This is a genomic window from Umezawaea sp. Da 62-37, from assembly GCF_032460545.1.
GTDB lineage: Bacteria > Actinomycetota > Actinomycetes > Mycobacteriales > Pseudonocardiaceae > Umezawaea.
Genome location: NZ_CP135965.1, coordinates 969795 through 991984 on the forward strand (window position 1 = coordinate 969795; position 22190 = coordinate 991984).

The 22190-nt window shown below is 68.8% G+C and carries 22 protein-coding genes and 2 pseudogenes; 9 read left to right on the plus strand and 15 right to left on the minus strand.

Annotation, left to right across the window (positions count from 1 at the left end):
• Positions 1-164 precede the first annotated feature (164 nt).
• Positions 165-692, minus strand: coding sequence for an ATP-binding protein (locus RM788_RS04190; RefSeq protein ID WP_315930165.1), 528 nt, complete (start codon positions 690-692; stop codon positions 165-167).
• Positions 693-884: 192 nt separating this feature from the next.
• A complete protein-coding gene (locus RM788_RS04195; protein WP_315930166.1) occupies positions 885-4505 on the minus strand; it encodes an nSTAND1 domain-containing NTPase in 3621 nt (1206 codons plus the stop codon).
• 433 nt (positions 4506-4938) lie between these two features.
• Between RM788_RS04195 and RM788_RS04200 the strand changes: the two genes are divergently transcribed.
• Entirely contained in the window at positions 4939-5244 is a 306-nt protein-coding gene (locus RM788_RS04200; RefSeq protein ID WP_315930167.1) for a hypothetical protein, read from the plus strand.
• 127 nt (positions 5245-5371) lie between these two features.
• Here RM788_RS04200 and RM788_RS04205 read toward each other — a convergent pair whose 3' ends face one another.
• Positions 5372-5815 carry an Hsp20/alpha crystallin family protein gene (locus RM788_RS04205; protein WP_315930168.1) on the minus strand — a complete coding sequence of 148 codons (444 nt, stop codon included), beginning with the start codon at positions 5813-5815 and terminating at the stop codon, positions 5372-5374.
• Positions 5816-5915: 100 nt separating this feature from the next.
• Between RM788_RS04205 and RM788_RS04210 the strand changes: the two genes are divergently transcribed.
• The gene (locus tag RM788_RS04210) at positions 5916-6497 is read left to right on the plus strand and encodes a hypothetical protein (protein ID WP_315930169.1); all 582 of its coding nucleotides are present in this window, start codon (positions 5916-5918) and stop codon (positions 6495-6497) included.
• Positions 6498-6741: 244 nt separating this feature from the next.
• Here RM788_RS04210 and RM788_RS04215 read toward each other — a convergent pair whose 3' ends face one another.
• From RM788_RS04215 to RM788_RS04225, 3 genes are all read right to left on the minus strand, one after another.
• Positions 6742-7200, minus strand: a complete 459-nt coding sequence (locus tag RM788_RS04215; protein ID WP_315930170.1) for a DUF2243 domain-containing protein — start codon at positions 7198-7200, stop codon at positions 6742-6744.
• A 218-nt stretch (positions 7201-7418) separates the two neighbouring features.
• Complete coding sequence (locus RM788_RS04220; RefSeq protein WP_315930172.1) at positions 7419-7853, minus strand: hypothetical protein; 435 nt, start codon at positions 7851-7853, stop codon at positions 7419-7421.
• 73 nt (positions 7854-7926) lie between these two features.
• Positions 7927-8052: a hypothetical protein gene (locus RM788_RS04225; RefSeq protein ID WP_315930174.1), complete on the minus strand. Its 126-nt coding sequence runs from the start codon at positions 8050-8052 to the stop codon at positions 7927-7929.
• A gap of 275 nt (positions 8053-8327) precedes the next feature.
• Between RM788_RS04225 and RM788_RS04230 the strand changes: the two genes are divergently transcribed.
• Both RM788_RS04230 and RM788_RS04235 read left to right on the plus strand, forming a co-directional pair.
• A complete protein-coding gene (locus RM788_RS04230; protein WP_399343055.1) occupies positions 8328-8564 on the plus strand; it encodes a DUF4383 domain-containing protein in 237 nt (78 codons plus the stop codon).
• A gap of 78 nt (positions 8565-8642) precedes the next feature.
• On the plus strand, positions 8643-9617 hold the full coding sequence (locus RM788_RS04235) for a hypothetical protein (protein WP_315930175.1): 975 nt from the start codon (positions 8643-8645) through the stop codon (positions 9615-9617).
• A 40-nt stretch (positions 9618-9657) separates the two neighbouring features.
• Here RM788_RS04235 and RM788_RS04240 read toward each other — a convergent pair whose 3' ends face one another.
• A complete protein-coding gene (locus RM788_RS04240) occupies positions 9658-10536 on the minus strand; it encodes an MBL fold metallo-hydrolase (protein ID WP_315930176.1) in 879 nt (292 codons plus the stop codon).
• Between the two features lie 134 nt (positions 10537-10670).
• Positions 10671-12781: pseudogene (glgX, locus tag RM788_RS04245) on the minus strand (glycogen debranching protein GlgX).
• Positions 12782-13186: 405 nt separating this feature from the next.
• Between glgX and RM788_RS04250 the strand changes: the two are divergent.
• Positions 13187-13627, plus strand: a complete 441-nt coding sequence (locus RM788_RS04250; RefSeq protein WP_315930177.1) for an SRPBCC family protein — start codon at positions 13187-13189, stop codon at positions 13625-13627.
• Between the two features lie 318 nt (positions 13628-13945).
• Entirely contained in the window at positions 13946-14785 is an 840-nt protein-coding gene (locus RM788_RS04255) for an SDR family oxidoreductase (RefSeq protein WP_315930178.1), read from the plus strand.
• Here RM788_RS04255 and RM788_RS04260 read toward each other — a convergent pair.
• The 5 genes from RM788_RS04260 to RM788_RS04280 form a co-directional block, all read right to left on the minus strand.
• Complete coding sequence (locus RM788_RS04260) at positions 14778-14930, minus strand: hypothetical protein (protein ID WP_315930179.1); 153 nt, start codon at positions 14928-14930, stop codon at positions 14778-14780. The genes RM788_RS04255 and RM788_RS04260 overlap by 8 nt on opposite strands.
• A 21-nt stretch (positions 14931-14951) precedes the next feature.
• Positions 14952-15302 (minus strand): DUF6292 family protein, encoded by a 351-nt coding sequence (locus RM788_RS04265; RefSeq protein WP_315930181.1) that lies wholly within the window; start codon positions 15300-15302, stop codon positions 14952-14954.
• A gap of 216 nt (positions 15303-15518) precedes the next feature.
• Positions 15519-15956 (minus strand): Hsp20/alpha crystallin family protein, encoded by a 438-nt coding sequence (locus RM788_RS04270; protein WP_315930183.1) that lies wholly within the window; start codon positions 15954-15956, stop codon positions 15519-15521.
• Between the two features lie 436 nt (positions 15957-16392).
• Positions 16393-17244, minus strand: coding sequence for a carbon-nitrogen hydrolase family protein (locus RM788_RS04275; protein WP_315930184.1), 852 nt, complete (start codon positions 17242-17244; stop codon positions 16393-16395).
• 349 nt (positions 17245-17593) lie between these two features.
• Positions 17594-18664, minus strand: a complete 1071-nt coding sequence (locus RM788_RS04280) for a lytic polysaccharide monooxygenase auxiliary activity family 9 protein (protein ID WP_315930185.1) — start codon at positions 18662-18664, stop codon at positions 17594-17596.
• 410 nt (positions 18665-19074) lie between these two features.
• Here RM788_RS04280 and RM788_RS04285 point away from each other — a divergent pair, with 410 nt between their 5' ends.
• Together RM788_RS04285 and RM788_RS04290 are read left to right on the plus strand one after the other, a co-directional pair.
• On the plus strand, positions 19075-19518 hold the full coding sequence (locus RM788_RS04285; RefSeq protein ID WP_315930186.1) for a response regulator: 444 nt from the start codon (positions 19075-19077) through the stop codon (positions 19516-19518).
• Positions 19519-19631: 113 nt separating this feature from the next.
• Entirely contained in the window at positions 19632-19805 is a 174-nt protein-coding gene (locus RM788_RS04290) for a CsbD family protein (protein WP_315930187.1), read from the plus strand.
• Positions 19806-19920: 115 nt separating this feature from the next.
• Here RM788_RS04290 and RM788_RS04295 read toward each other — a convergent pair whose 3' ends face one another.
• Both RM788_RS04295 and RM788_RS04300 read right to left on the minus strand, forming a co-directional pair.
• Positions 19921-20289: an STAS domain-containing protein gene (locus tag RM788_RS04295; RefSeq protein ID WP_315934974.1), complete on the minus strand. Its 369-nt coding sequence runs from the start codon at positions 20287-20289 to the stop codon at positions 19921-19923.
• A gap of 54 nt (positions 20290-20343) precedes the next feature.
• Positions 20344-20652: pseudogene (locus RM788_RS04300) on the minus strand (MerR family transcriptional regulator); the annotation flags it as partial.
• Between the two features lie 679 nt (positions 20653-21331).
• Here RM788_RS04300 and RM788_RS04305 point away from each other — a divergent pair.
• Entirely contained in the window at positions 21332-22189 is an 858-nt protein-coding gene (locus tag RM788_RS04305; RefSeq protein ID WP_315930189.1) for a TIGR02391 family protein, read from the plus strand.
• The last annotated feature ends 1 nt before the right edge of the window (position 22190 follow it).

A 22190-nucleotide genomic window follows, 5' to 3' on the forward strand; every position in this document is an offset into this window, starting at 1 on the left:
GCGACGGGGCCGGCAGGAAAGAGGCGCGCACTCTGCGTGTCGGGCCACCTCCCTGATGGGCACCGCACATCAGGTGGACGCGGCCGTGCCCGTGGAATTCACCCGCTGGGGATTCGACCCGCGTGACCCCGAGGGATCCGTTCCGGCTGTCCGACGCGGGCCGGTCACCTCGGACCGTCGACGCGCCAGGGGTGCTCATCCAGCTCCGCCCACACGGTCTTGCCGCCCTCGGTGTCGTGCCGCACACCCCATGCGCGGCTCAGCCCGCTCACGATCCGCATTCCCCGCCCGCCCGTTCGGGTCAGCGAAGGCGGGCGGAGCACAGGACAGCCGGGATCGCCGTCACCGACCTCGACCACCACCAGGCATCTCGTGCGGGAAACGCGGATTCGCCGTGGGGATCGGGTGTGCAGGTAGGCGTTGGCGACCAGCTCCCCGGCCACCAGGAGCACGTCGTCGACCACCCATGGCGCCGCCACCGCCGCGAGGTGGCCACGCAGCCCCGCGCGTATCGCCCGCAGGTCGATCCGCTGCTCCAGCCCGCACTCCCACGGGACCGCGGCCGAGGCCAGGACCCGTTCCGCCTCGGCGGCCAGGGTCACCGCCGCGTCGGTGACCGATCCGGTGAGCAACGGCGTCCGGTCGAACAGGTGGGACAGCCGGTCGTGACCGTGATGGTGGTCGTGATCCATCGGGCGCTCCTACAGGTGACCAATGAGGTGACGGACACCTCTGACACGTCGGCGACCCGCCGCGGAGGGGTTCGCGGCGGGTCATGCGGGACTGGTACCCGGCTCGGCGGCAGTGCACGCGGGTTGTCCCCCGTTCTGTCCGGTCGAGCCGGCCACCTCACTCGCGTGCGCTGGGTCGAGGGCCCGGAGATGTCATGGGCATGGCGGGGCGTACTGCTGGTCGGGCACGAACTGCGCCCACTCCTCGCGGGTGACGGCGGCGCCGGCGGCGGCGCAGATCAGCGCGGCCGCCTCGTCCGGCTCGGTGTGCCACAGACGGGTGGTCCCGCCACGTCCGCCTGCCGCCAAGCGGCGGCCGTCCGCGGCGAAGGCCACGGTCAGGAGGCCGTCGCCCGCGTCGAGGGTGCCGATCGCGGTCGGCTCGCGGGGCGCGGTGAGGTCCCAGAGTCGGATCGTGCCGTCGATGCTGCTCACGGCGAGTTCGTCCTTGGTCGGGTGGAAGGCGAGTTCGTAGATCTCGCCGACGGGTCCGAGCAGCGGGCGGTCCAGCACGACCGGTTCGGCGGGTCCGGTCAGGTCGACCAGGCGCACCGCGTAGTCGGAGCCACCGAACGCGGCCAGCGTGCCGTTGTGGTTGAAGGCGACCGCGTACACCGGGCCGCTGAAGCCGCCGACGGTGGTCAGCAGGCGTGGTGACTCCCGGTCGGTGAGGTCCCACAGGTGGCCTTCGCCGCCCGCGGTGCCGACGGCGAGGAGCCGCCCGTCGGGGCTGAACCGGGTGCCGTAGGTGATGCCGGTCGACGCGGACAGCACCGCCCCGGCGCGCGGGTGCGCGGGATCGGTCAGGTCCACCAGGTGCACCGTGCCGTCGTCGCTGGACACGGCGGCTGTGCGGCCGTCGCGGTCCAGCGAGATGGCCTGGACGGTCGCGGTCGCGAGAGGCAGGTGCACCGGTGCGCCGTCGACCGGTCGGACGTCGATGGAGCCGTCGGTGGCGCCGAGGACCATCGTGCGGCCGTCCGGGGTGATCGTCGACGCCCCGCCGAACCTCGCGGCGTGGTCGTCGCCGCTGACTGGAGGCCGGGCCAAGGTGGGGTGCAGGGGATCGGTGACGTCCCACAGGCGGGCGGTGTTGTCCCCCGAGCCGATCAGCAGCAGGTGTCCGGTCGCGTCGAAGGACGCCGAGTACACCTGCGCCCGCGGCCCGGTGAGCACCGGGCCGGTGCCGCGCCACACCCGAGCGACGCCGTCGGTGGCCAGGGTGATCGGCGTGCGGTCGTCGTGGAAGCCGATCGCGGTCACCGGTTTCGGATGGGGCAGCGTGCTCACCACCTGCCCGGACCGCAGGTCCCACTGCCACAGCCCGGTGTCGGAGCTGCCCGCGGCGAGTCTGGTGCCGTCGGGGCTGAAGGCCACGACGTTGATCCAGCTCTCCGGTCCGGTGAACCGGTCGGGCGCCCGACCGGGGTCCTCGAGGTCCCACCGGTAGACGACGTGCTCGGTCGAGGTGCCCGCCGCGAGTGATCGGCCATCCGGCGACACGGCGACCGAGTACACCTTGCTCGTCGGTCCGGTGAGCACGATCGGCGCGCCGCCGCCCGCCACGTTCCAGACGCGCACCGTGCCGTCGTCGCCACCGGCGGCGATCCGGGAGCCGTCCGGGGTGAACGCGACGCCCTTCACCGCCTCGCGCGGCCCGGTCAAGACCACCGGCGCGGTGGCGCTGCCCACTTCCCACAGGCGGACCACGAGATCACCGCCCGCGGCGGCGAGCACCGTCCCGGCCGGGTTGAACGCCAATGCGAACACCCGCGCGGATCCGGCGTGGTGGCGGGTCAGCGCGAGTGGCGCGGCGCCGTCGCGCAGCCTCCACACCGACACCACCCCGGTGTCGCCGGCGGCGGCCAGCAGCGTGCCGTCCTCGCTCACCGCCACCGCGACCGCGGTTCCCTCAGCGCTCACCGTCCCGAGCGCGGCGCCGTCGACCCCGGTGAGCAGGACTTCACCCGTGTCGCTCCCGAGCGCCAGCACACCGCGGCTCACGGCCAGGGATTGGACGCTGCCGTGCGGAGCGCGCAGGCGGGTCGCCAAGGGCCTGGCAGCTGCGTCGAGCAGCGCCGATCTCGCTTCCGGCGTCGGCGTGATCCGGTAGGCGGCCAGTGCGAGTTGTCCTGCCAGGGTCGGATCCTTGTCGCGTAATCGGTTCGCCGTGGCGGCGACCGCTCGTGATCGCTCCGCGGTCTGCTGCGCGTCCGCCGTCGCGGACACGTTCCTGGCGTAGGCCGTCGTGCCCGCCGCGACCAGCGCGAGCACCAGCGAAGCGGTGACCAGGCGGTTCCGGTGTCGGACCCGGCGGCGTTCGACCTCGGCGCCCGCGGCGCGCGATCGGGCGGACACGGCCAGGAACTCCATTTCCAACGGGTTGAGCGCTCCGGGGTCGGCGGTGGCCGCCCACGCCGCCGCGGTGTCCAGGTCGACGTCCCGGTAGAGGTGGTCCTGGGCATACCCGTGCGCCTTCCACCGCCTCGACGCGGTGGTGAGGCGACCGTGCACGTGTCTGCCGACCCGGTCCTCGGCCAGCCACCCGGACAGCAGCGGCCACGCCGACAGCAACGCCTCGTGGCTGATCTCGACGCTGTCCGCGTCCACGGTCAGCAGCCGGTGCGCGACGAACACGTCGAGGACCGTCGACAGGGCGTCGACCTCGTCATCACCCCGTCCTTCGAACACCTCGTCGAACCCGATCCGCCGCCGGGTGTCCACGGCGTCGTCGTCGGCCCTGACCAAACGCAGGAACAGGCGCCGCACCAACGGCAGCGACTCGCCGGGTACCGCTTCGACCGCGAGGTCGGCGCTGCGCGCGACCGCGCCGTGCACACCGCCGACGTCGCGGTAGTGCTCGACCCGCACCACTCGCCCCTCGGCCCCCGGTTGCGCCAGGCACCGCTCCACCGTGGCGTGCACCGCGTGCGACAACAACGGCAGCCCGGCCGGTGCGCCCGCCGTGTCCCGCACCAGCAGGTCCACCAGGCCCGGCTCCAGTTCCAGCCCCGCCGCGGCAGCGGGTCGGACCACGACCTCGCGCAGTTCCGCGTCGGTCATCGGCTCGACGATCATCTGGTGGTCGCGCAGCAGCGCCGCCAGGAACGGGTACCGCAAGGCGTGGTCGTAGAAATCCGCGCGCAACCCGAACACGACCGGCGTCGACCGGGCCGAAACGCCTGCCAGGAACTCGCGCCGCAACTCCTCGTCTCCGAGCAGGGTGAACAGTTCCTCCAGGTGGTCGACCACGAGCACCGCGTCCTCGGGCACCGCCGCGAGCGCGTCGGTCGCACCGACCACGACGAATTCGACCGGCCGCGCCATCGCGGGCACAAGACCGGCGCGCAGGAGCGAGGTCTTCCCGCACCCGGACGCGCCGACGACGATCACCGACCCGTGCGCGACCGCTGCCGCCAAGTGGGCGGTCAGCTCCTGCCTGCCGAAGAAGTGGTCGGCTTCGTCGACCCGAAAAGCGCGCAATCCCGGATAGGGGTTGATGTCGGGCGGTGAGGCGAGCACGCGAACCGACCGCAGGCGAACCAGCGCTTCCACGAACGCGTCCTGTTCGACGGTCGGCACGTCGATCGCGTCCAGCAATGCCAGGAACCGGTCGGTCACGGCGATTTGGGGCAGGTGCCTGCCGGTGCACCACCCGGAGATCGTCGCCTGCCCGAGCCCTATCTCGGTGGCCAGCCGTCGGTAGGACTTGCCCGATCCGCTGCGCCGCACACCCAGCTCGCGCGCGAAATCGCCTCCGGTGAGGATTTCCACCCGTCCTCCAACGAATCGGCGTAGTGATCAACTTAATCACGTCCCGCCACCCCGGTCCGCCGAAGGGCGGCCATACCCGATGACCGGCCGTCGTGGCGTACGGGTGTGTACGGAGTTGTCACCGGAACCGTTCGGGACCACCGCCGAACCTGGCGGTGCGGGACCACCGCGTCGGTCAATGGTCATGCGACCGGGCAACCCGCCCGGCGGACACCGAGAGGCCTCCCGATGACCCCATCCCGAGAACGGCCGCGGTCGTCACAACGGGCCTGCTGACCGGCATCGCCCACGCTGGGCCCGAGCACCACGACACCCACCCCGATGGTCGGGACCACGCGGAGACCTGCACCGCGGGATCGAACCACCAGGTCGTCTGCTGACCGGGAGCAGCAGATCCCGAAATCCGTTCAACACCAGTGAAAGGACAGTTCACATGTTCGGCAAACCCACTGCCCTGGCCGCGATGGCGGTCCTGGCGGCGTCCTGGACCCTCGCCGGTCCGGCACCATCGGCGCTCGCCGCCGACTACGGCGTCGACATGTCCCGCGCGTGCCAGATCACCCAGAACTGGGCAACGTCCTACGCCTACCTCAACACGCCCTACAACGCCTACTCCTGGAAGTGCGGGCCGGTCGTGAGCGGTGTCGACGTGCAGGCCTACTGCAACTCGGACCGCCCCGGCACCCACGCCGTCGTCCTCAACGCCGCCGACCCGTACTCGTGGCGCTGCCGGACCTGATCCGGGTTCGTCGCGCGGTGTCGAAGCGGTCGGCTGTGGCCGACCGCTTCGACACCGCGGTTCGGTGTGGGGTTGTGGGATCCGCGATCACCGTGATGCCGCCTGTACGCACACGCGACCGGCGGCGTCAGGCGTCGATCTTCCTGGCCTCGCGCTTGTCCTCGGTGGCCGTGACGGAAATCCTGCGGGGCTTCGCCTTCTCCAGGACGGGGATGCGCAGGGTCAGCACACCCGCGTCGTAGCCGGCCTGGATGTGCTCGGTGTCCAGGGTGTCACCGAGGAACAACTGGCGGGAGAACGCGCCCAGGGGCCGCTCCGCGACCTGCGTCTCCACGCCGTCAGCGACCGCGGTCGGCCGTCGTTCGGCCTTCACCGTCAGCACGTTGCGCTCGACGTCCAGTTCGATCGTCTCAGCCGAGACGCCGGGCAGATCGAGCGCCACCACGTACTCGTCGCCCACGCGGTAGGCGTCCATCGGCATCGCCGCGTGCCTCGACCACGTCCCCGGCCCGGTGAACACCTGCTGCGCCAGCCGGTCCAACCCCCGGAACGGATCCGTGCGCATCAACATCCGGCACCTCCTCATTTTTTCGACTGCCGTCAACGCGCACCACCGTTGTATCATGTCGTCTGAACGATGACAAGTGTCCAGTCATCGAAAGGATGACACAATGTCGATCGGCGACTACGAAGCCCTCCTGGGCGCCGTCACGGCTCCTCACGACCTCACCCCTACGCAGGTGCTGGCCGCGATCACCCTGCTCCACGAATTGCGCACCGAACTCGCCGACTGGGAGCCGCGGCTGATCGCCACCGCACGCGAACTCGGTACCAGCTGGGCCGATCTGGCTCCAGCCCTGGGCGTCGCGAGCCGCCAAGCCGCCGAACGCCGCTACCTCCGACTGCGCGCCTCCAACATCGTGGGTTCCACCGGCGAGCAACGCGTCCAAGCCGAACGCGACCGCCGCGCGGGCGACCGCGCCGTGTCCCGATGGGCCCGCGACAACTCCGCCACCTTGCGCACCCTCGCGGGCCAGATCAGCGAACTGGACCCCGAGGTGCATCGCGCGCTCTCCCAGGACGACGCAGCCGCACTGCTGAACCCGCTGGCAGGCGCCCAGGACCATCTCCGCACCACCCACCCCGCGTTGGCCGACCGCATCGGAACGGTCAGCGAACACATCGACCAAGTGCGCCGTGATACCCAGGTCGGGCGTGCACAATCGAGTGCTGGTGGGACTTCGTCGACGTAGGTTCCACCGCGCCGGGTAGCGGCCGCGGGGGCCTCCAACGGCAGCATGTGGGTGGCCGAGTGCTTGGTGGACAGCTCGTCCGCGGCGACGCGGTCGAGGAGCACGGGGACGCACCACTGCCGCTTTTGCGCGCCAAGCAACATGGAGCTTTGGTCACCAGGGCTATCGGAGCCTCGACGTCGACCTTCTTCTCGGTCGATCAGGTGGAGGCAGCGAATACCCGTGCACTACTGGGCGACACCGATCACCGGTGTGCGGAACGGCTGATGCCGAAACCCGCTAGCGCCAAGACCGCGCCCAACGCCAGGAACCCGAGGTCCCACGCCAGTTCACCCGGCCCGTGACGCACGTGGTGGATGCCGAGGACCAGGTGGTCCACGACGCCTTCGACCAGGTTGAACACGCCCCACCCGCCGACAAGGCCGCCCCACAGCGCTCGGGCGGGCAACGGTGCGACGCGGTTGAGCAGGACGACGCCGACCAGGACCAGCACCAGGCAGAACAGGTGGAACAACCCGTCGCCGATCATGTTGAGGTGCAGGTTCTCCGGGTTGTCCGGCGGGTACCAGCCCGACAGCATGTGGTGCCAGCCGAGCAATTGGTGGATCACGACGCCGTCGATGAACCCCCCGACACCGAGCCCGAGCACGAGTGTCGCGACCTTGCTGGACGTCGGGTGGTGGATGCCGATCCGGTTGGCCATCAGCGACCGCCTTTCGAGAGGGTGGGTGAGGTCGACGGGTGCCCGCACACGGTCATCCGATGCGGGGATTCGCGAGCCCCCCACCGGAGTTGCGGCGGAACCGCGGTGGGACCGGCATCCGTCAGCCTCACCGCGATTCCGCCGTCTTCGATTGAACCCAATCCTGATCGGACTCGCGTTCGCCTGGTGGGCGGCCGCCTTGTCCTCAGCCGTCCCGATCAGCGCTCCACGGACTCGGGCGGTGTGCGGGTCATCTCGGCCATCGAGCCGCCCGGCTCATCGGCGAGCTGCCCACGGCCCACGGCTTCACGTCGGACCTCCAGGTCGTAGGGATCGCCGGCGTCGAGGCTCACCACGTCGTCCCGCGCCAGCTCCTCGCCGTCGGGCTCGCCGAGCACGGGCTGGACCTCCGGCTGCTCCTCCTCCAACCGGTCCTCCAACGGGCGGGGGTGGGCCTGCTCGTACGCCGTCATCCCGTACTTGTCGACCGCGGTCCAGCGCTCCGGCGGGTCCATCCCCGCTTCCAGCGGATCGAGCTTGAGCCGGTCCTCGTCGAGGTCCTCGGCGCTGTTGAGCGCCGCGGGATCCGTCTCGACGGAATCCGGCGACCCCGTGTCGTGAGGTGCGGTCGGGCTTTCCCGATCGTCCGCCATGGTGTTCCTCCTCGTGTCCTGGTCGGCTCGCACCGCCATTCGGTCCCACGGGGTGTATCCAGCGGGGCAGACCTCAAACGGCTCGGTTCCACCGGTGCGGCGTGCGGATGCAGATGGCGTTGCGCAGGTTGCTCACGATGCTGCCCGCGTCGGCTGTCCCCACGACCGGTGTCGACGCGACCAGAACTCTCGTGCTCATCCAGTTGGTGCTGTCCTTCGGCATTCCGCTCGCCCTGGTCCCGCTCGTCCTGCTGACCCGCCAACCCCGCCTGTCGAGAGCGCTGGTGAACCGCCGGAGCACCACGTGGACAACAGGTGCCGTGGCTGCGCTGATCAGCGGGTCAACCTGTTCCTGCTTGCCTCCCTCGTCCTCGGACGACACGAGCGCGATACAAACCTGTCGTTTACCGGCCCTTTCGGTGGGTAGCCGGGCGGTTGCCGTTCCACCCTCCAACGGAGAACGAGGTGAGGGCCATGGCCCAGCGCCACTCCGCTTCCACCACCCGCGACCGCAGTCCCCTGCGCACCGCGGTGCAGGTGGTGGCCGCGGTGTTCCTGCTTGTCGGCGTGCTCGGTTTCATCCCCGGCATCACCACCGACTACGACAGCATGTCGTTCGCGAGCCATCACTCCGACGCCCTGCTCCTCGGCGTCGTCATGATCCGTCTGGGCCTCGCGTTCGGCCAGCGGGTCATGACCGATCCCCGTTGAGCCGTGAACGTTCGACCGCTGTCCGAGCAGCATGGTCCGGAGTGGACGGCCATCATCCGCGACAGGGAGGCGAAATCCGTGAGTGACGAGGCGACCGGTTTCCTGCACACCGCGTTCCGGGCCCTGGCCCGTGTACGGGGCGCCCCGGCCGTCCACCCGCGCGGCGTGTGGTTCGAAGGAACGGTGACGGGTTCAGCGGACAGCGGGCTGCCGCTGCCGACCTCGACGACGCCGGTGATCGGCAGGATGTCCAAGGGAGCGGGCACCGCGGGAGCGCTGCCGGACGTGCTGGGACTGGCCTTCCGGATTCCGGGCGGGGCGGGGGCGGACAGACCGTGGGACCTCGCCCTGTCCAGCTCGGGCGGGGGCGGGGTGACCCGCCTGCTGCCGCTGCCCGCACGGCATTGGACGACCACGCGCTACGGCACCCTCGTGCCCTACCGGTGGCACGGTCAACTGCGCTGGCTGTGCGCGGTCGCGGCACCCGGCCAACCGCTGATCTCGTCCTCTTTGCGAGACCTGGCCGACCTGGTGAAGACCAAGCCGATCGAGTTCACCCTGCGAGCGAGTTCACCGGACGCACGTTGGCAGGAGGTCGGGCACCTCGTGGTGCGCACTGCTGCGGCACCGCGGGGTGGGATCTCGTTCGACCCCGCGGTGAACAGCCCTCCGGGGCTGGAGATGGTGCCCGCCGTGGTGAAGCGGATCCGGGAGAGGGCTTACGCGGGCAGCCGGAGCGGGCGTCGTACCACCCGCGAGGCGGACCGACCCGACAACAACCACTCGAAAGGATCTGGCATGACCACCACCGGTACCGACGACTTGCGACGACTGCTCGACTCCGACCTGCGTGACGCCACTCTGGTTCTGGTCGAGGGGCGCTTGGACGTCGTCGCGGCTGACGAACTGGACTCGGACAGCTACCGGGGAGCGTTCCCGGTGCTGACCCGAGAGGAACTGCTCGCCCGAACGGACGGCCTTCCCGTCACCGACGACCAGCTCGAACGGTTGGCGGCCACCACCGGGTCGGCCGTGGACAACCTCGGCGGCTGACCGCGGCGGAGGCGACCCGCTCGCCGCGGTCCGGACACCTTCACCTCCCCGGCTCCGGGAAGGTGAAGGTGTCTCCTCGTCGGACGTAGTCGACCTTGGTAGGTGGACGAATCCGGTCGACCTCCGCTTCGAAGTCGGACAGCGGCGACTTGAACCGCCCGTAGTCGTCGTAGTGCACCGGAACGGTGTGGCGCGGCTCCAGCATCCGCACCAGGTCCACCCCCTGCCGCCCGTCCATGGTGAGCAGCACACCCAGCACCTTGGTGCCGCCCAGGTGCACCACGGCCACGTCGAGCGACGGGTAGCGCACGGCGATCTCCCGGAGGTTCTCGTGCACGAGGGTGTCACCGCTGAGGTACACCCGCAGCCAAGGCGAATTCGGGCTCGACCGGTACTCGATCACACTGCCCATCACCGGTGGCAGCACGCGCGCCAAGGCGCCGAGCGCGTGACGGCCGGGAACCGCGGTCACCTTCAGCTCGGCGCCGTCCTTGGCCAAGGAGAACTCCGACCACGTGCCGAGCGCGACGGTTTCGCGGAAACCACGCCGTCCCAACCGGCGTGCGGCGTGCGCGGTGGTGACGATCGGCAGGTCCCGGTCCAGCGCCCGGCTCGCCACCCGGTCGAAGTGGTCACCGTGCAGGTGCGACAGCACCACCGCGTCCAACGGCGGCAACTGGTCCACGTCGATGGCGGGATCAGTGCGTCGCCGGGACACGAGCCCTTGGCCGATGTGGGTCCACTGGCCGCGGTGCAGGAAGTTCGGGTCGGTCAGGATCGTGAAGGGTCCGAACCGCAGCAGCGTCGTAGCGGTGCCGACGAAGAACAGCGAGTCGTCGGCCTGCTCGTGCCGCGGGGTCGTGGCCGGGGATCCGGAGCTCTCCAGCCGCTGCTTTCGCCGGCTCGCATCGTCCGCCATGGTTCCTCCTCGGTTCGTGCGGTCCGGTTACCCGGTGGTGACGTCGCCAAGCCCGTTGGAGGGGGATCGGTCGTTCCACGACCACCGCGGCGACCCCGTCCTCGCGATCCGCTACGACGCGGCGCGGCCAGGTGTCACTCGACGCGCTGCAGCACGACGAGCGACCTGGAAGGCAGCGTGATGCTCCCGGACGCGGCGAAGGACTCCCCGCTCTCACCTGCACGGCCGGAGGCGGTGTCGACGACGACCGTCCACTCGGGACCGTAGTCGGCACCGGGCAGCGTCACCTCGACGTCTTCGTAGTGAGCGTTGAACGCCAGCAGGAACGAATCGTCCACGACGCGCATGCCGCGCTGGTCGAGGTCCGGGATCCCCTCGCCGTTGAGGAACACCACCACGCAGCGACCGAAGCCGTCAGCCCAGTCATCCTCGGTCATCTCCTCGCCCGATGGGGTGAACCACGCGATGTCGCGGAGGTCGTCGCCGCTGCGGATCGGCTTGCCCCCGAAGAACCGGCGCCTGCGCAGCACCGGGTGCTGCTTGCGGAACGCCGTCAGCGCGCCGGTGAACTCGACGAGGTCCTTGTTCCGCTCCGCCAGCGACCAGTCCACCCAGGAGATCTCGTTGTCCTGGCAGTACACGTTGTTGTTGCCCTGCTGGGTGCGGCCGAACTCGTCGCCGTGCAGCAGCATCGGCACACCCTGCGACAACAGCATGGTGGCCATCAGGTTGCGCCGCTGCCGTGCCCGCAGGTCGAGAACCTCCTCATCGTCGGTGGGGCCTTCGACGCCGCAGTTCCAGGAGCGGTTGTCGTCCGCGCCGTCGCGGCCGTCCTCGCCGTTGGCCTCGTTGTGCTTGTCGTTGTAGGACACGAGGTCGTTGAGCGTGAACCCGTCGTGCGCGGTCACGAAGTTGATCGACGCGTACGCCTGCGGCCGTCCTGCTGGTACAGGTCCGAGGAACCGGTGACGCGCGAGGCGAACTCGCCCAGCGTCGCGGGCTCACCGCGCCAGAAGTCGCGGACGGTGTCGCGGTACTTGCCGTTCCACTCGGTCCACAGCGGGGGGAAGTTGCCGACCTGGTAGCCACCGGGGCCGACGTCCCACGGCTCCGCGATCAGCTTCACCTGGCTGATGACCGGATCCTGCTGGACGATGTCGAAGAAGGCACTGAGCCGGTCGACCTCGTAGAACTCGCGGGCCAGCGTGGCGGCGAGGTCGAAGCGGAAGCCGTCCACGTGCATCTCGGTGACCCAGTACCGCAGCGAGTCCATGATCAGCTGCAACGTGTGCGGGCTGCGCACGTTCAGCGAGTTCCCGGTGCCCGTGTAGTCCATGTAGTGCTGCTTGTCGTCCTCGACCAGGCGGTAGTACGCCTCGTTGTCGATGCCGCGCATGGACAGCGTCGGTCCGAGGTGGTTGCCCTCGGCGGTGTGGTTGTAGACCACGTCGAGGATGACCTCGATGTTCGCCTCGTGCAGGGCGCGGACCATGCCCTTGAACTCCTGGACCTGGTTCGCCTGCTCCGGCATCGCCGCGTACGAGTCCTGCGGGGCGAAGAACCCGATCGTGTTGTAGCCCCAGTAGTTGCGCAGCCCCTGCTCTTCCAACCCGTGGTCGGTGACGAACTGGTGCACCGGCATCAGTTCGATCGCCGTCACGCCGAGCTTGGTGAGGTGGTCGATGACCGCCGGGTGCGCCAGACCCGCGTACGTGCCCCGCTGCTCCTCGGGAACCTCCGGGTGGTTCATCGTCAGGCCGCGCACGTGGGCCTCGTAGATCACCGTCTCGTTGTACGGCGTCCTCGGCGGGCGGTCGGTGCCCCAGTCGAAGAACGGGTTCACCACGACCGACAACGGCACATGACCCGCCGAGTCCTCGTCGTTGCGCCGCTCCGGCTCGCCGAACTCGTAGCCGAACAGCGAGGGGTGCCAGTCGACGCCGTTGGAGATCGCCTTGGCGTAGGGGTCGATCAGCAGCTTGTTCGGGTTGCAGCGCAGACCACGTGCCGGGTCGTGGGGGCCGTGCACCCGGAAGCCGTACCGCTGACCCGGCCCGACGCCGGACAGGTAGCCGTGGTGGACGAAGCCGTCCACCTCCGGGAGCCGGACGCGCGTCTCCTTGCCCTCGTCGTCGAACAGGCACAGCTCCACGTGGTCGGCGACCTCGGAGAACACCGCGAAGTTGGTGCCGATACCGTCGTAGGTGGCACCCAATGGATAAGGGGTTCCGGGCCAGGGATGCATCATCGCTCCTCGAGATGGTGAAACGTCGACCGGGGTTCCACGGTGGACAGGCTCTTCGGCGGCTACCGGTCAGCCATCCGCCGGAGCCGGGCTACCCTCGATGCTCCGCTCGAACCAGTAACACGCGTCACGCCCCACGCAACCCGATCCACCCGCACTCCTCTTCCCGGAGCAGGGCTGCCTCGCGGTCCGGGCAGCCGTTCCGCCAGCTCCACGTACGCACTCGCAGTGGTGTCCTGCTGGGGTACTCGAACGGGTTGGGCGCTACTTCTTCGACCTGACTCAGTCAGGCGACCTCTCTTCCTCGATGGTGGTGGTACAACGCGGCTCCGGCAGGGGCGGACACCGCGATGAACAGCAAGAATCCGTCGGGATTCAGCCTGTTCATCGCGGGTACCTGTCGATATGACGACAACCGATCTCGAGATTCCCCGACCTCCGGACCAGGTGTTCGGCGTCCTCGCCGACGGGTGGTCCTACGCGGGGTGGGTCGTCGGGGCGACTCACATCCGCGACGTGGACCACTTCTGGCCCGAGGTGGGGACGCGCATCCACCACAGCGTCGGCGCGTGGCCGTTGCAGATAGAGGACGAGACCGTTGTGCAGGCGGTCGACCACGGGAAGTCCTTGGAGCTGCACGCGAAGCTGTGGCCCGTGGGCGCCGCGCGGATCCGGTTCGACCTGGCGCCGACGGCGACGGGCACCAGGGTCACCATGACCGAGAAGGCCGTCAGCGGTCCGGGCTCCCTGATGCCCGAGGCGATGCAGAAGGTCTTCCTGCTCCCCCGCAACAGGGAGACCCTCAAGCGCTTGGCCGACCTGGTCGTGCACGGCGACCAGGGTTGAGCCGCACAGCGGACCCCAGGTCCTCCATCGTGGCCGTTCACCGCACGTGGTCGGCCTGCCCGTGGTGGGTGGATCCGTCGAAGCCGAGCCCGTCCAATCCGCTGCGGAGCGGCGGGGAGAACGCGAAGTCCCCGAGGGTAGGACCGACCGCACGCCGAAGTTCACCACCGCCGCGTCGAGCGCCCACTCCGTCGTACTCGCCGCGGTCTGAGCGCTCTCGTCCACGGCGGTCGACCTTTTGACTGATCCCCGACGCGGTGACCGCCGCCCAGGCCGACTTCGCCCGACAAGCCACCACAACAGAGGAGTTGACCGAGGATGACCGACAAGCCGATCGAGCACCCCGGCACCACCGACGACATGCGTTCCCGACCCGACCACGGCGAGACGAGCTACCAGGGGACCGGACGCCTGCGGGACCGCAAGGCGGTGATCACCGGCGGCGACTCCGGAATCGGTCGGGCAGCCGCCATCGCGTTCGCCCGAGAAGGCGCTGACGTGCTGATCACCTACCTGGACGCGGAGAAGGACGACGCCGAGGAAACCGTGCGCCTGGTCGAGGAGGCGGGCCGCAAGGCCGTCGCGGTGGCCGCGGACCTGACTGAGGAATCCCGCTGCGAGGAGGTCATCGCTCGCGCCGTGGAGGAGTTCGGCGGGATCGACCTGCTGGTGAGCAACGCCGCCTACCAGATGTCGCAGGACGACGGGATACTCGACATCACCACCGAGCAGTTCGACCGCGTGCTCAAGACCAACGTCTACGCCATGTTCTGGCTCTGCAAGGCAGCCGTCCCCCACATGGAGTCCGGATCGGCCATCATCACCACCTCGTCGATCCAGGCGTTCCAGCCTTCGCCGGAACTGCTGGACTACGCGACGTCCAAGGCCGCGATCGTCAACTTCACCAAGGGCTTGGCCGCGAACCTGGTCGACCGCGGGATCCGGGTGAACTCCGTCGCGCCCGGTCCGGTGTGGACACCGCTCATCCCGGCCACCATGCCCGAAGAGGCGGTCGAGTCCTTCGGCGAGCAGTCCCCCATGGGCCGGGCCGCCCAACCCGCCGAACTGGCACCGATCTACGTGTTCCTGGCCTCGCCGGAGTCCAGCTACATCACCGGCGAGATCGTCGGCGTCACCGGCGGCTCCCCCATCACCTGACCGCGGATCCACCGTCGAACACGCGGCAGGTCGTTCCACGGGCGACATCCTCGGCCACGACGGCACCCGTCGTGGCCGATCCGCACCAGGTTTCGACGCCCACCAAGCGGCCGGCTTCCGGCTGGCCCTCGAGGACGTTCTTCATGCCGAATTCCGCCAGATGTCTTCAGGCAACGGCGAAACGCACGTCGTGGTGCTTTTGCGCGTCGTTCAAGAACGTCGCGGCCCACTTCGCGACGGCGCGCGGCGGGGGCGTTGGTTCTCCGCCCATCCAGGCGATCACGCGCAGGTCTTCGCCGCCATGGGTCTCCACCGCGGCGGACCAGCCGTCTTCGTCGTTCCACAGCAGTGCGACATCGCGATCCGGGAAGTCCTCCACCCAGCCGTCCACGGCGAGGTAGGCCCTTGCGGGCCTGCCCGCCTCGACGTACGAGGACTCACCGGTCATCCCGAGCGCCTCGGTCACGAGTCGGACGTATCGGCGCAGGCGCAACCGGACGGTGTCGTCGAATTCCACGTCCATCACGCACCACCTCGCGTCGCATCCGAGTGGGCGTCGAACACCGGGTCCACCTTCGATCTCCCTCCGACTTCGAAGGGTGCTGCCAGGGCGGATCGTCCACCCCGGCAGCACCCGGTTGACGTCGATGATCGCGTCGAACTCGCACATCGCACTTGATCCCGTTCGACATCGTCGGGAACTCGTCGCGCGGTGCCCGTGCGGACGCGACGGTCAGGCGTTGATCTGCTTGACGTCCTGGTCGCCCGCGGTGACGGCGATCTTGCGCGGCTTGGCCTTCTCCGACACCGGGATGCGCAGGGTCAGAACACCCGCCTCGTACCCGGCCTGGATGTTGTCGGTGTCGAGGGTGTCGCCGAGGAACAGCTGGCGGGAGAACACGCCCAGCGGTCGTTCGGACACCTGCATCTCCACGGTGTCACCGGACAGCGAGGGGCGCCGTTCGGCCTTCACCGTCAGCACGTTGCGCTCAACGTCCAACTCGATCGCGTCCGCCGCCACACCCGGCAGGTCGAACGCCACCACGAACTCATCCCCCGAGCGGTACGCGTCCATCGGCATCGCCGTCGGACGAGTCCACGTACCCGACCCGTTGAACACCTGCTGCGCCAACCGGTCCAGCTCCCGGAACGGATCCGTGCGCATCAACATCCGGCACCTCCTCGTTGATTCTCGACTCCCGTCAACGCGCCCCATAGTTGTATCACGTCATCGAAGTGATGACAACACTTTCGTCGTCGAATGGATGACGAACGACTTGTCGCCGGCTAGGTGGCTCGACCTCGTCGACGACCTCCAACGAGACGGGACCGGTGGTAGCGAGCGCACCGGGTGAGCGGAGAGCATCGGGTTCAGCCAGGCGAGGTCTGCGGCGTCGGTGACCCCGAATAGCTCGGCGGGGAGCGGCGGGATGAACCACGGGGTCTCGGGCTTCGCAGCGAGGTCTATCACCGGCTCGACAGGAACCTCGCGTTGCAGTGGTCTGGCTCCAACGGGACGAGCGAATCGGCGGTGGGAACGCGGTCGTGGCACCAGTCAGGCCGCGTTGTCCGCTGGAGGTCGGTGCCACTTGCCGGGAGCTCTCGGATCAACCGAGGAACGTGACGCCGTCCTGTGGTCGCTCGTCGACGGTGAGCGCGAAGACGTCGGGCCGTGCGTAGTGCCCGGAAACGTCCAGACTGCGCCGCGCAGCGATGATCTCGGTAATGTCGATCTTTGCTGTGACGAGACCTTCACGGTCCCGCAGCGGCCCGGCCAGGACGTCGCCCAGTGGACCCACGATCACACTGCCGCCGCGGAACGGGTCCTCACCGCCGGTCTCGAACGGACACGCGCTGATGACGAAACACCGGCCCTCGTCGGCGATGTGACGCATCGAGGCCTGCCAGACGTCGCGGTCGTCGGCGGTCGGCGCGCACCAGATCTCGATACCCTTCGCGTACATCGCGGCGCGCAGCAGCGGCATGTGGTTCTCCCAGCAGATCGCCGCACCGGCTCGGCCCGCGGCCGTAGCCACGACGGGCAGGGTCGAGCCGTCACCGCGGCCCCACACCAGTCGCTCGCGTTCGGTCGGTACGAGTTTGCGGTGCTTGCCGGTGAAGCCGCGATCCGGATCGAGGAACACCACCGTCGAGTAGAGCGTCGAGCCCGCACGTTCGACCACGCCCACCAACAGGCTCGCGCCGGTCCGGGCCGACAGGTCGGCGAGTGCTTCGATCTCCGGCCCCGGCACGGCCACCGCCTGCCCGAAGTACCGCGTGAACGCCTCGCCGCCCAGACGACCGCGGGGGTACCCGCCGAGGATGGCCTCCGGCAGCACCACGAGCGCGGCACCGACGTCCCGCAGTTCGTCTTCGAAAGCCAGGATCCGGTCGAGCGAGGCAGCCGTCCCCTCCGGCGCCGCACCGATCTGGAGGGCGGCTACGACGGACACGGACATGGACTGCCTCCGGGGGCGGTGAGCGGATCACCAGATCGTGCCACGCTCAGCTTGATGTCCGCGTTTCACGGGCGAACCCGGATAACCGGCCTTCTGCAGCCTGAACCGAATACTTCCAACCTCGGCTTTTCCAGCTCTGCACTTGCAGTGGTTTCGGTTCTACGGGAAACCCGGAACGGCATCCACAAGTCGATGCCCACTCCTGCCTGCACCATCGTCTGCTGACACCGACTGCGCGAACTCCCGTCGAATTGGAATTCAACGTCCGCTCACCGCTGGGGAACGCTCGTGGGCAGGCCGGCGCGTGGGAGCTCCGGCCCGCAAGGGTCGGAGCTCCCGTTCCGCGTCGTCAGGGGCTGGTGCAGGTCACCATGGGCAGCGAGTTCGCGGCGGGGAGGCTGGCGGTGAAGCCGAACGTCACCGAACCTTCCGGCGGTATCGCACCGTTCCAGTCCACGCTCTTCACGACCACGTCGGGGCCGGAACTCGAGTTCACACCGTTCCACACGTTGGTGACCGTCTGGCCGTTGGCGAAGTTCCACCTCGCGGTCCAGCCGTTGTAGGCGCTGGCGCTGTGGTTCATGATCTCGACCTCACCCTGGAAACCGCCCTGCCACACGCTGGTGATCTTGTAGATCGCCATGCAGTGCCCGTCGCCGGGTGGGGTCTGGGGCGTCGTGGTGGGCGTCGTCGGATCGCCGCCACTTCCACCGCCCACACCGGTCACCTCGCCGTTGCCGCCGTCGAAGTCGACGTCGGAGCAGTTGTAGAAGGTCTCCGCGCTGTCCGACCGGGTCCACACCGAGTAGACGAGGTGCCTGCCCGACTTGCCGGCGGGCAGGGTGGCGTTCCAGTTGTACTGGCCGTCGACCGTGCCGACCTGGCCGACGCGCGCCGGGTCCTTGACGCTCGCGAACGGCGTGCTCTCGAGGTCGTCCCACGCCAGCGCGCGGGTCGGGCTCCAGCTGTCCTTGGTGATGTACAGGTGGAAGGTTCCGGGGTGCGCGGCCCACGCGTTGTAGGCCCAGGCGAAGTTAGAGCCGGAGGTCAGGTGGGTCACCGGGTAGTCGTTCCGGGCGATGTCGAACCCGGCGTAGGTCGGGTTGCCGCCGCTGCACAGCTTGCCGTCGGGGATGAAGCCGCGGGTGCGGCCCGCGCCGTCGGAGCGGAGCACGCCGAACCAGTTGTAGAGCGAGTTGTCGCCGCCCGAGGACACCGCGGCCGCGCAGCCGGGGTTCTTCGGCGCGATGTTGCCCTGTGGCGTCAAGCCGTCGCGCCAGCACAGGAAGGTTCGGCTGCCCGGTTTCATCATGGCGCCGTGAGCGGACGCGGCGGTCGGGCTGATCACGTTCACGAGCACGGCGATCAGAACGCCGATCACGCCGGCCGCGGCCAGCGCGATCCATCGTCGAGCCGTCACGTCTCCACCTCCTCGTCGAGGCTCTGGGAACGCTCCCAGAAGACTGCCCGACTGTATCGGGCATCACACCTCCGTGTGAACAGCCGACTACTCAATGCATCCGGACGGAGTATTTCGCGGCGAATGGTCCCGCCCCTTTCCTCCGGACGCTGGGGCACACCGCGGGAGCGGACACGCACAGCAGTTGAAGTCCACAATGGACGACCGATTGAATGGCGGAAGGCGTTGCCTGTCACGACCCGTCCCGCACACCGCGCAGGATCACCACGAGGGCGGAGTCGCGACGACGGTCGCAGTCACCACCCCGGAGGGCCTTCATCCCGGCGACCATGATGGGATTCCCGGCAGCAACCGGATGGCGGCGCGCCGCGCCGTTTCACACCGGTCGCGCCAGGACAGGAGAGCCCCTGATGAATCCCGCGATTTCACCGGTGGACATCCTGCTGGTGGAGGACGACCTCGGTGACGAACTCCTCACCCGCGAAGCGTTCGAGAACGCGAAGGTCCGCAACACCCTGCACGTCGCACGCGACGGCGTGGAGGCTCTGGAATTCCTGCGGCAGGAAGGCGACCACGCCCAAGCGCCACAGCCCGACCTCATCCTGCTGGACCTCAACCTGCCCAGGATGGGCGGACGCGAGGTCCTCTCCCACATCAAAGCCGACCCACGACTGCGATCGATCCCGGTAGTGGTCCTGACCACTTCCGAGGCCGAAGCCGACATCGCCGCCAGCTACCACCTCTACGCCAACGCCTACGTGACCAAACCGGTCGACCTGGACGCGTTCGCCAAGGCGATCAGCAAGATCGAGGGCTTCTACCTCGCCGTGGTCAAACTTCCCCCTCCTCGCTGACCATCGACCCGCCGAATTCGACTCGACGTCGTGGCACCAAGGAGTTTGGTCTTCTGCCGCACAGGGCATCCGGGCACCAGACCAGCTGCCGCGAATCGAGAAGGGGCGAGGACATGGGGCTCGACGACAAGTTCGACGCCAAGGCCGACGAGTTCAAGGGCAAGGCCAAGGAGGGCGTCGGCAGCGCGACCGACGACCCGGACTTGGAAGCCGAGGGCAAGGGCGACCAGGCGAAGGGTCACCTCAAGCAGGCGGCCGAAAAGGTCAAGGACGTCTTCAAGGGCTGACCGCACAAGGATTTCCGTGGCCGGGCGGTGTTGCACCGTCCGGCCACGATGCGTTGCGGCCCACGTTCACCCATGTCGACGCGAGGCTGAGACGGCAGTCGCACCGTCATGGGCGTCAATTCGACAGCGCGAGGTCGCCTTCGTCGGCAAGCAGGCGGGTGGCCTCCGGTACCGAGCCGAACAAGTGGATCACGGCGTCCATCCCGGTCAGGGCAACCGTCTTCCTCACTTGTCGGGAGCCGACCACGCGGAGGTCGACACCGGGTCGTTCGGCTTCCAGCACGCTCGCGAGACCCACCGAGTCGCAGAACGTCACACCGGTCAGGTCGAGCACCAAGAGGCCCTTGCCGATGTCAACGTGGTCCAACTCGTGCTCGAGTGCGTGCGCGGTGGTGGCGTCCAGTTCACCTGAGACGGTGAGAACCACGGCGTTGCGGGTGTGGTCGATGCTCAGCAGGAGATCGACCCCGGACTCGGTCGGCACAGAACATCCCTTTCTGCCTTGTGCTTCTCGTGCGGGCGTGGTTGCGAGAGCGGCTCTGGCTTCCCGGAGTTGGTCTTCCAGGGTGACGATGCGGCAGGCGGCGTCCAGTCCGATGCCCTGGTCGACCAGTTCTCGGACACGGGCGGCCAAGCGCAACTGGTAGCGGGAGTAGCGGCGGTGTCCGCCGGTCGAGCGCTGCGGCTCGATGAACCGGGCCACGTCCAGACTGCGCAGGAACGCGGCCGACGTGCTGAGCATGTCCGCTGCCCGCCCCGTGGTGTAGGCGGGGTAGTGGTCGTCGTCGAACTTCTCGGCCGTACTCCGCGGCTCGCCGCTCGTTGTTCCGCAGGTCTCCGAGGTCATCGGCGCCTCCTCGTCACGAGGGGCCCCGGCGCAGCAGCGCCGGGGCCCCAAGGGTTTCGGATTCCACTTCCACCTAGCCGACCGTGAGACCGGCTTCCTCTGTCCGCGCGACCCGCACTGGAAGCGGGAGCAACGGGGATCGCGTGTGCGTAACCGAAGACCACCTTCCAATCCGATGGAACCGCGGCACCCGTCCGGCTGAGATCAACCGAAACTAGGCGATCCGATGGTGTGCAACCCTTCCCTTCTCCTCTGATTACCGCTTCTCGCATCCTCACGTGATGATCGGCACCGGACCTCATGCACATGCCGGAACCACCTCACCGACCATCCCTGGCCCACTGCCGAGGAGCCCCTTCACCGTCTGGCCCCAGCACGTCCGACCGTCTTGCACTTGACCTCACGGGCAGTTCGTCATCTCCCGCGCCACCGACTTTCTCTCTCTCAACGAGGAGAACACTACACACAGCTGTGTGCGAATGTCTACCTCAACCACCACAGATTTACTCGTCGGCATGGCCGGACGAACACCTCCGGGCGACCAGCCGAAACCAGCCCGCGCACTCGGGACGCGGGCCAGCCCCCCGGTCAACCCGGAAGACCGGCTAACCGGGTGAACCCTTCGGGACACCACCAGTTCGCAGGTGGTCGCCGGCCTGCCACGTGCCACGATCTGGTGATGGATGCCCGGAAGAACCCCGAGTACCTGAAGTCGGTGGCGGAAGCCGTCACGCAGTTCCGCGCCGCGCTGGTCGAGTTCCTCGAACTCCACGTCGCCAACGAGGGCTTCAGCGGGTCGGTGGCGGGATTCGCGGCGGCGGTACTGCCCCGCGACGGCGTGGACGAGCGGGAGATCGCGAGGCTTCGCGAGAAGGTGACCAGGCTTGCCGGACGGGCGTCGGCGGCGACTCCGTTGACGAGGGACCCGAGTTCGATGCGGGGGTCGGTCGTGATCGACCCGATCCAGGACTGGGTGACGATCACCCGACCGAAGTCGCGGTTGGTGAAAACCGACGTCCTGGACGCGTGCGACTACGCGCTCGGGCACCTCGACGACCTGATCCGACGAGCGGAGGCCGACCTTCCGCCCAGCGCGGGCGCGGAGGCGTTGCATCCGGCGGTCCGGGGCCTGGTCGCCCGGATGTGGCGCGATGGTCGTTTCCGGGAGTGCGTGGCCGCGGCGGCGGAATCCGTGGTCGGGATGGTCAAGGCCCGCACAGGTCGCGACGACATGTCCGTGGCCGACCTGTGGCGGCAGACGTTCTCCGACGAGGACCCTCGCCCTGGGCAGCCGCGATTGCGGTGGCCGGGCGATGCAGACGAGCAGGACGTCAGGACCATGAACTCCGGCCTGCTCCCGTTCGCGTCCGGCGTGTGGATGACGATCTGCAACAGCGCCGCCCATCCCCCGGACGGGCTCGACGAGCAAGCTGCGCTGGAGCGCCTGTCGACCTTGAGCCTGCTCGCCCGCTGGATCGACGAATGCGAACTCGTGAGGACGACCGCGGATCCCACGAATCCGTCCACAGTGGATTGAC

Coding starts and splice junctions, on each gene's coding strand:
- RM788_RS04285 (WP_315930186.1), top strand. CDS start 19,075: ATGAATCCCGCGATTTCACCGGTGGACATCCTGCTGGTGGAGGACGAC.
- RM788_RS04260 (WP_315930179.1), bottom strand. CDS start 14,930: ATGAAGAACGTCCTCGAGGGCCAGCCGGAAGCCGGCCGCTTGGTGGGC.
- RM788_RS04205 (WP_315930168.1), bottom strand. CDS start 5,815: ATGTTGATGCGCACGGATCCGTTCCGGGGGTTGGACCGGCTGGCGCAG.
- RM788_RS04225 (WP_315930174.1), bottom strand. CDS start 8,052: ATGAGCACGAGAGTTCTGGTCGCGTCGACACCGGTCGTGGGGACAGCC.
- RM788_RS04250 (WP_315930177.1), top strand. CDS start 13,187: ATGACGACAACCGATCTCGAGATTCCCCGACCTCCGGACCAGGTGTTC.
- RM788_RS04190 (WP_315930165.1), bottom strand. CDS start 692: ATGGATCACGACCACCATCACGGTCACGACCGGCTGTCCCACCTGTTC.
- RM788_RS04230 (WP_399343055.1), top strand. CDS start 8,328: ATGGCCCAGCGCCACTCCGCTTCCACCACCCGCGACCGCAGTCCCCTG.
- RM788_RS04215 (WP_315930170.1), bottom strand. CDS start 7,200: ATGGCCAACCGGATCGGCATCCACCACCCGACGTCCAGCAAGGTCGCG.
- RM788_RS04255 (WP_315930178.1), top strand. CDS start 13,946: ATGACCGACAAGCCGATCGAGCACCCCGGCACCACCGACGACATGCGT.
- RM788_RS04290 (WP_315930187.1), top strand. CDS start 19,632: ATGGGGCTCGACGACAAGTTCGACGCCAAGGCCGACGAGTTCAAGGGC.
- RM788_RS04305 (WP_315930189.1), top strand. CDS start 21,332: ATGGATGCCCGGAAGAACCCCGAGTACCTGAAGTCGGTGGCGGAAGCC.
- RM788_RS04220 (WP_315930172.1), bottom strand. CDS start 7,853: ATGGCGGACGATCGGGAAAGCCCGACCGCACCTCACGACACGGGGTCG.
- RM788_RS04275 (WP_315930184.1), bottom strand. CDS start 17,244: ATGTCCGTGTCCGTCGTAGCCGCCCTCCAGATCGGTGCGGCGCCGGAG.
- RM788_RS04240 (WP_315930176.1), bottom strand. CDS start 10,536: ATGGCGGACGATGCGAGCCGGCGAAAGCAGCGGCTGGAGAGCTCCGGA.
- RM788_RS04270 (WP_315930183.1), bottom strand. CDS start 15,956: ATGTTGATGCGCACGGATCCGTTCCGGGAGCTGGACCGGTTGGCGCAG.
- RM788_RS04200 (WP_315930167.1), top strand. CDS start 4,939: ATGTTCGGCAAACCCACTGCCCTGGCCGCGATGGCGGTCCTGGCGGCG.
- RM788_RS04210 (WP_315930169.1), top strand. CDS start 5,916: ATGTCGATCGGCGACTACGAAGCCCTCCTGGGCGCCGTCACGGCTCCT.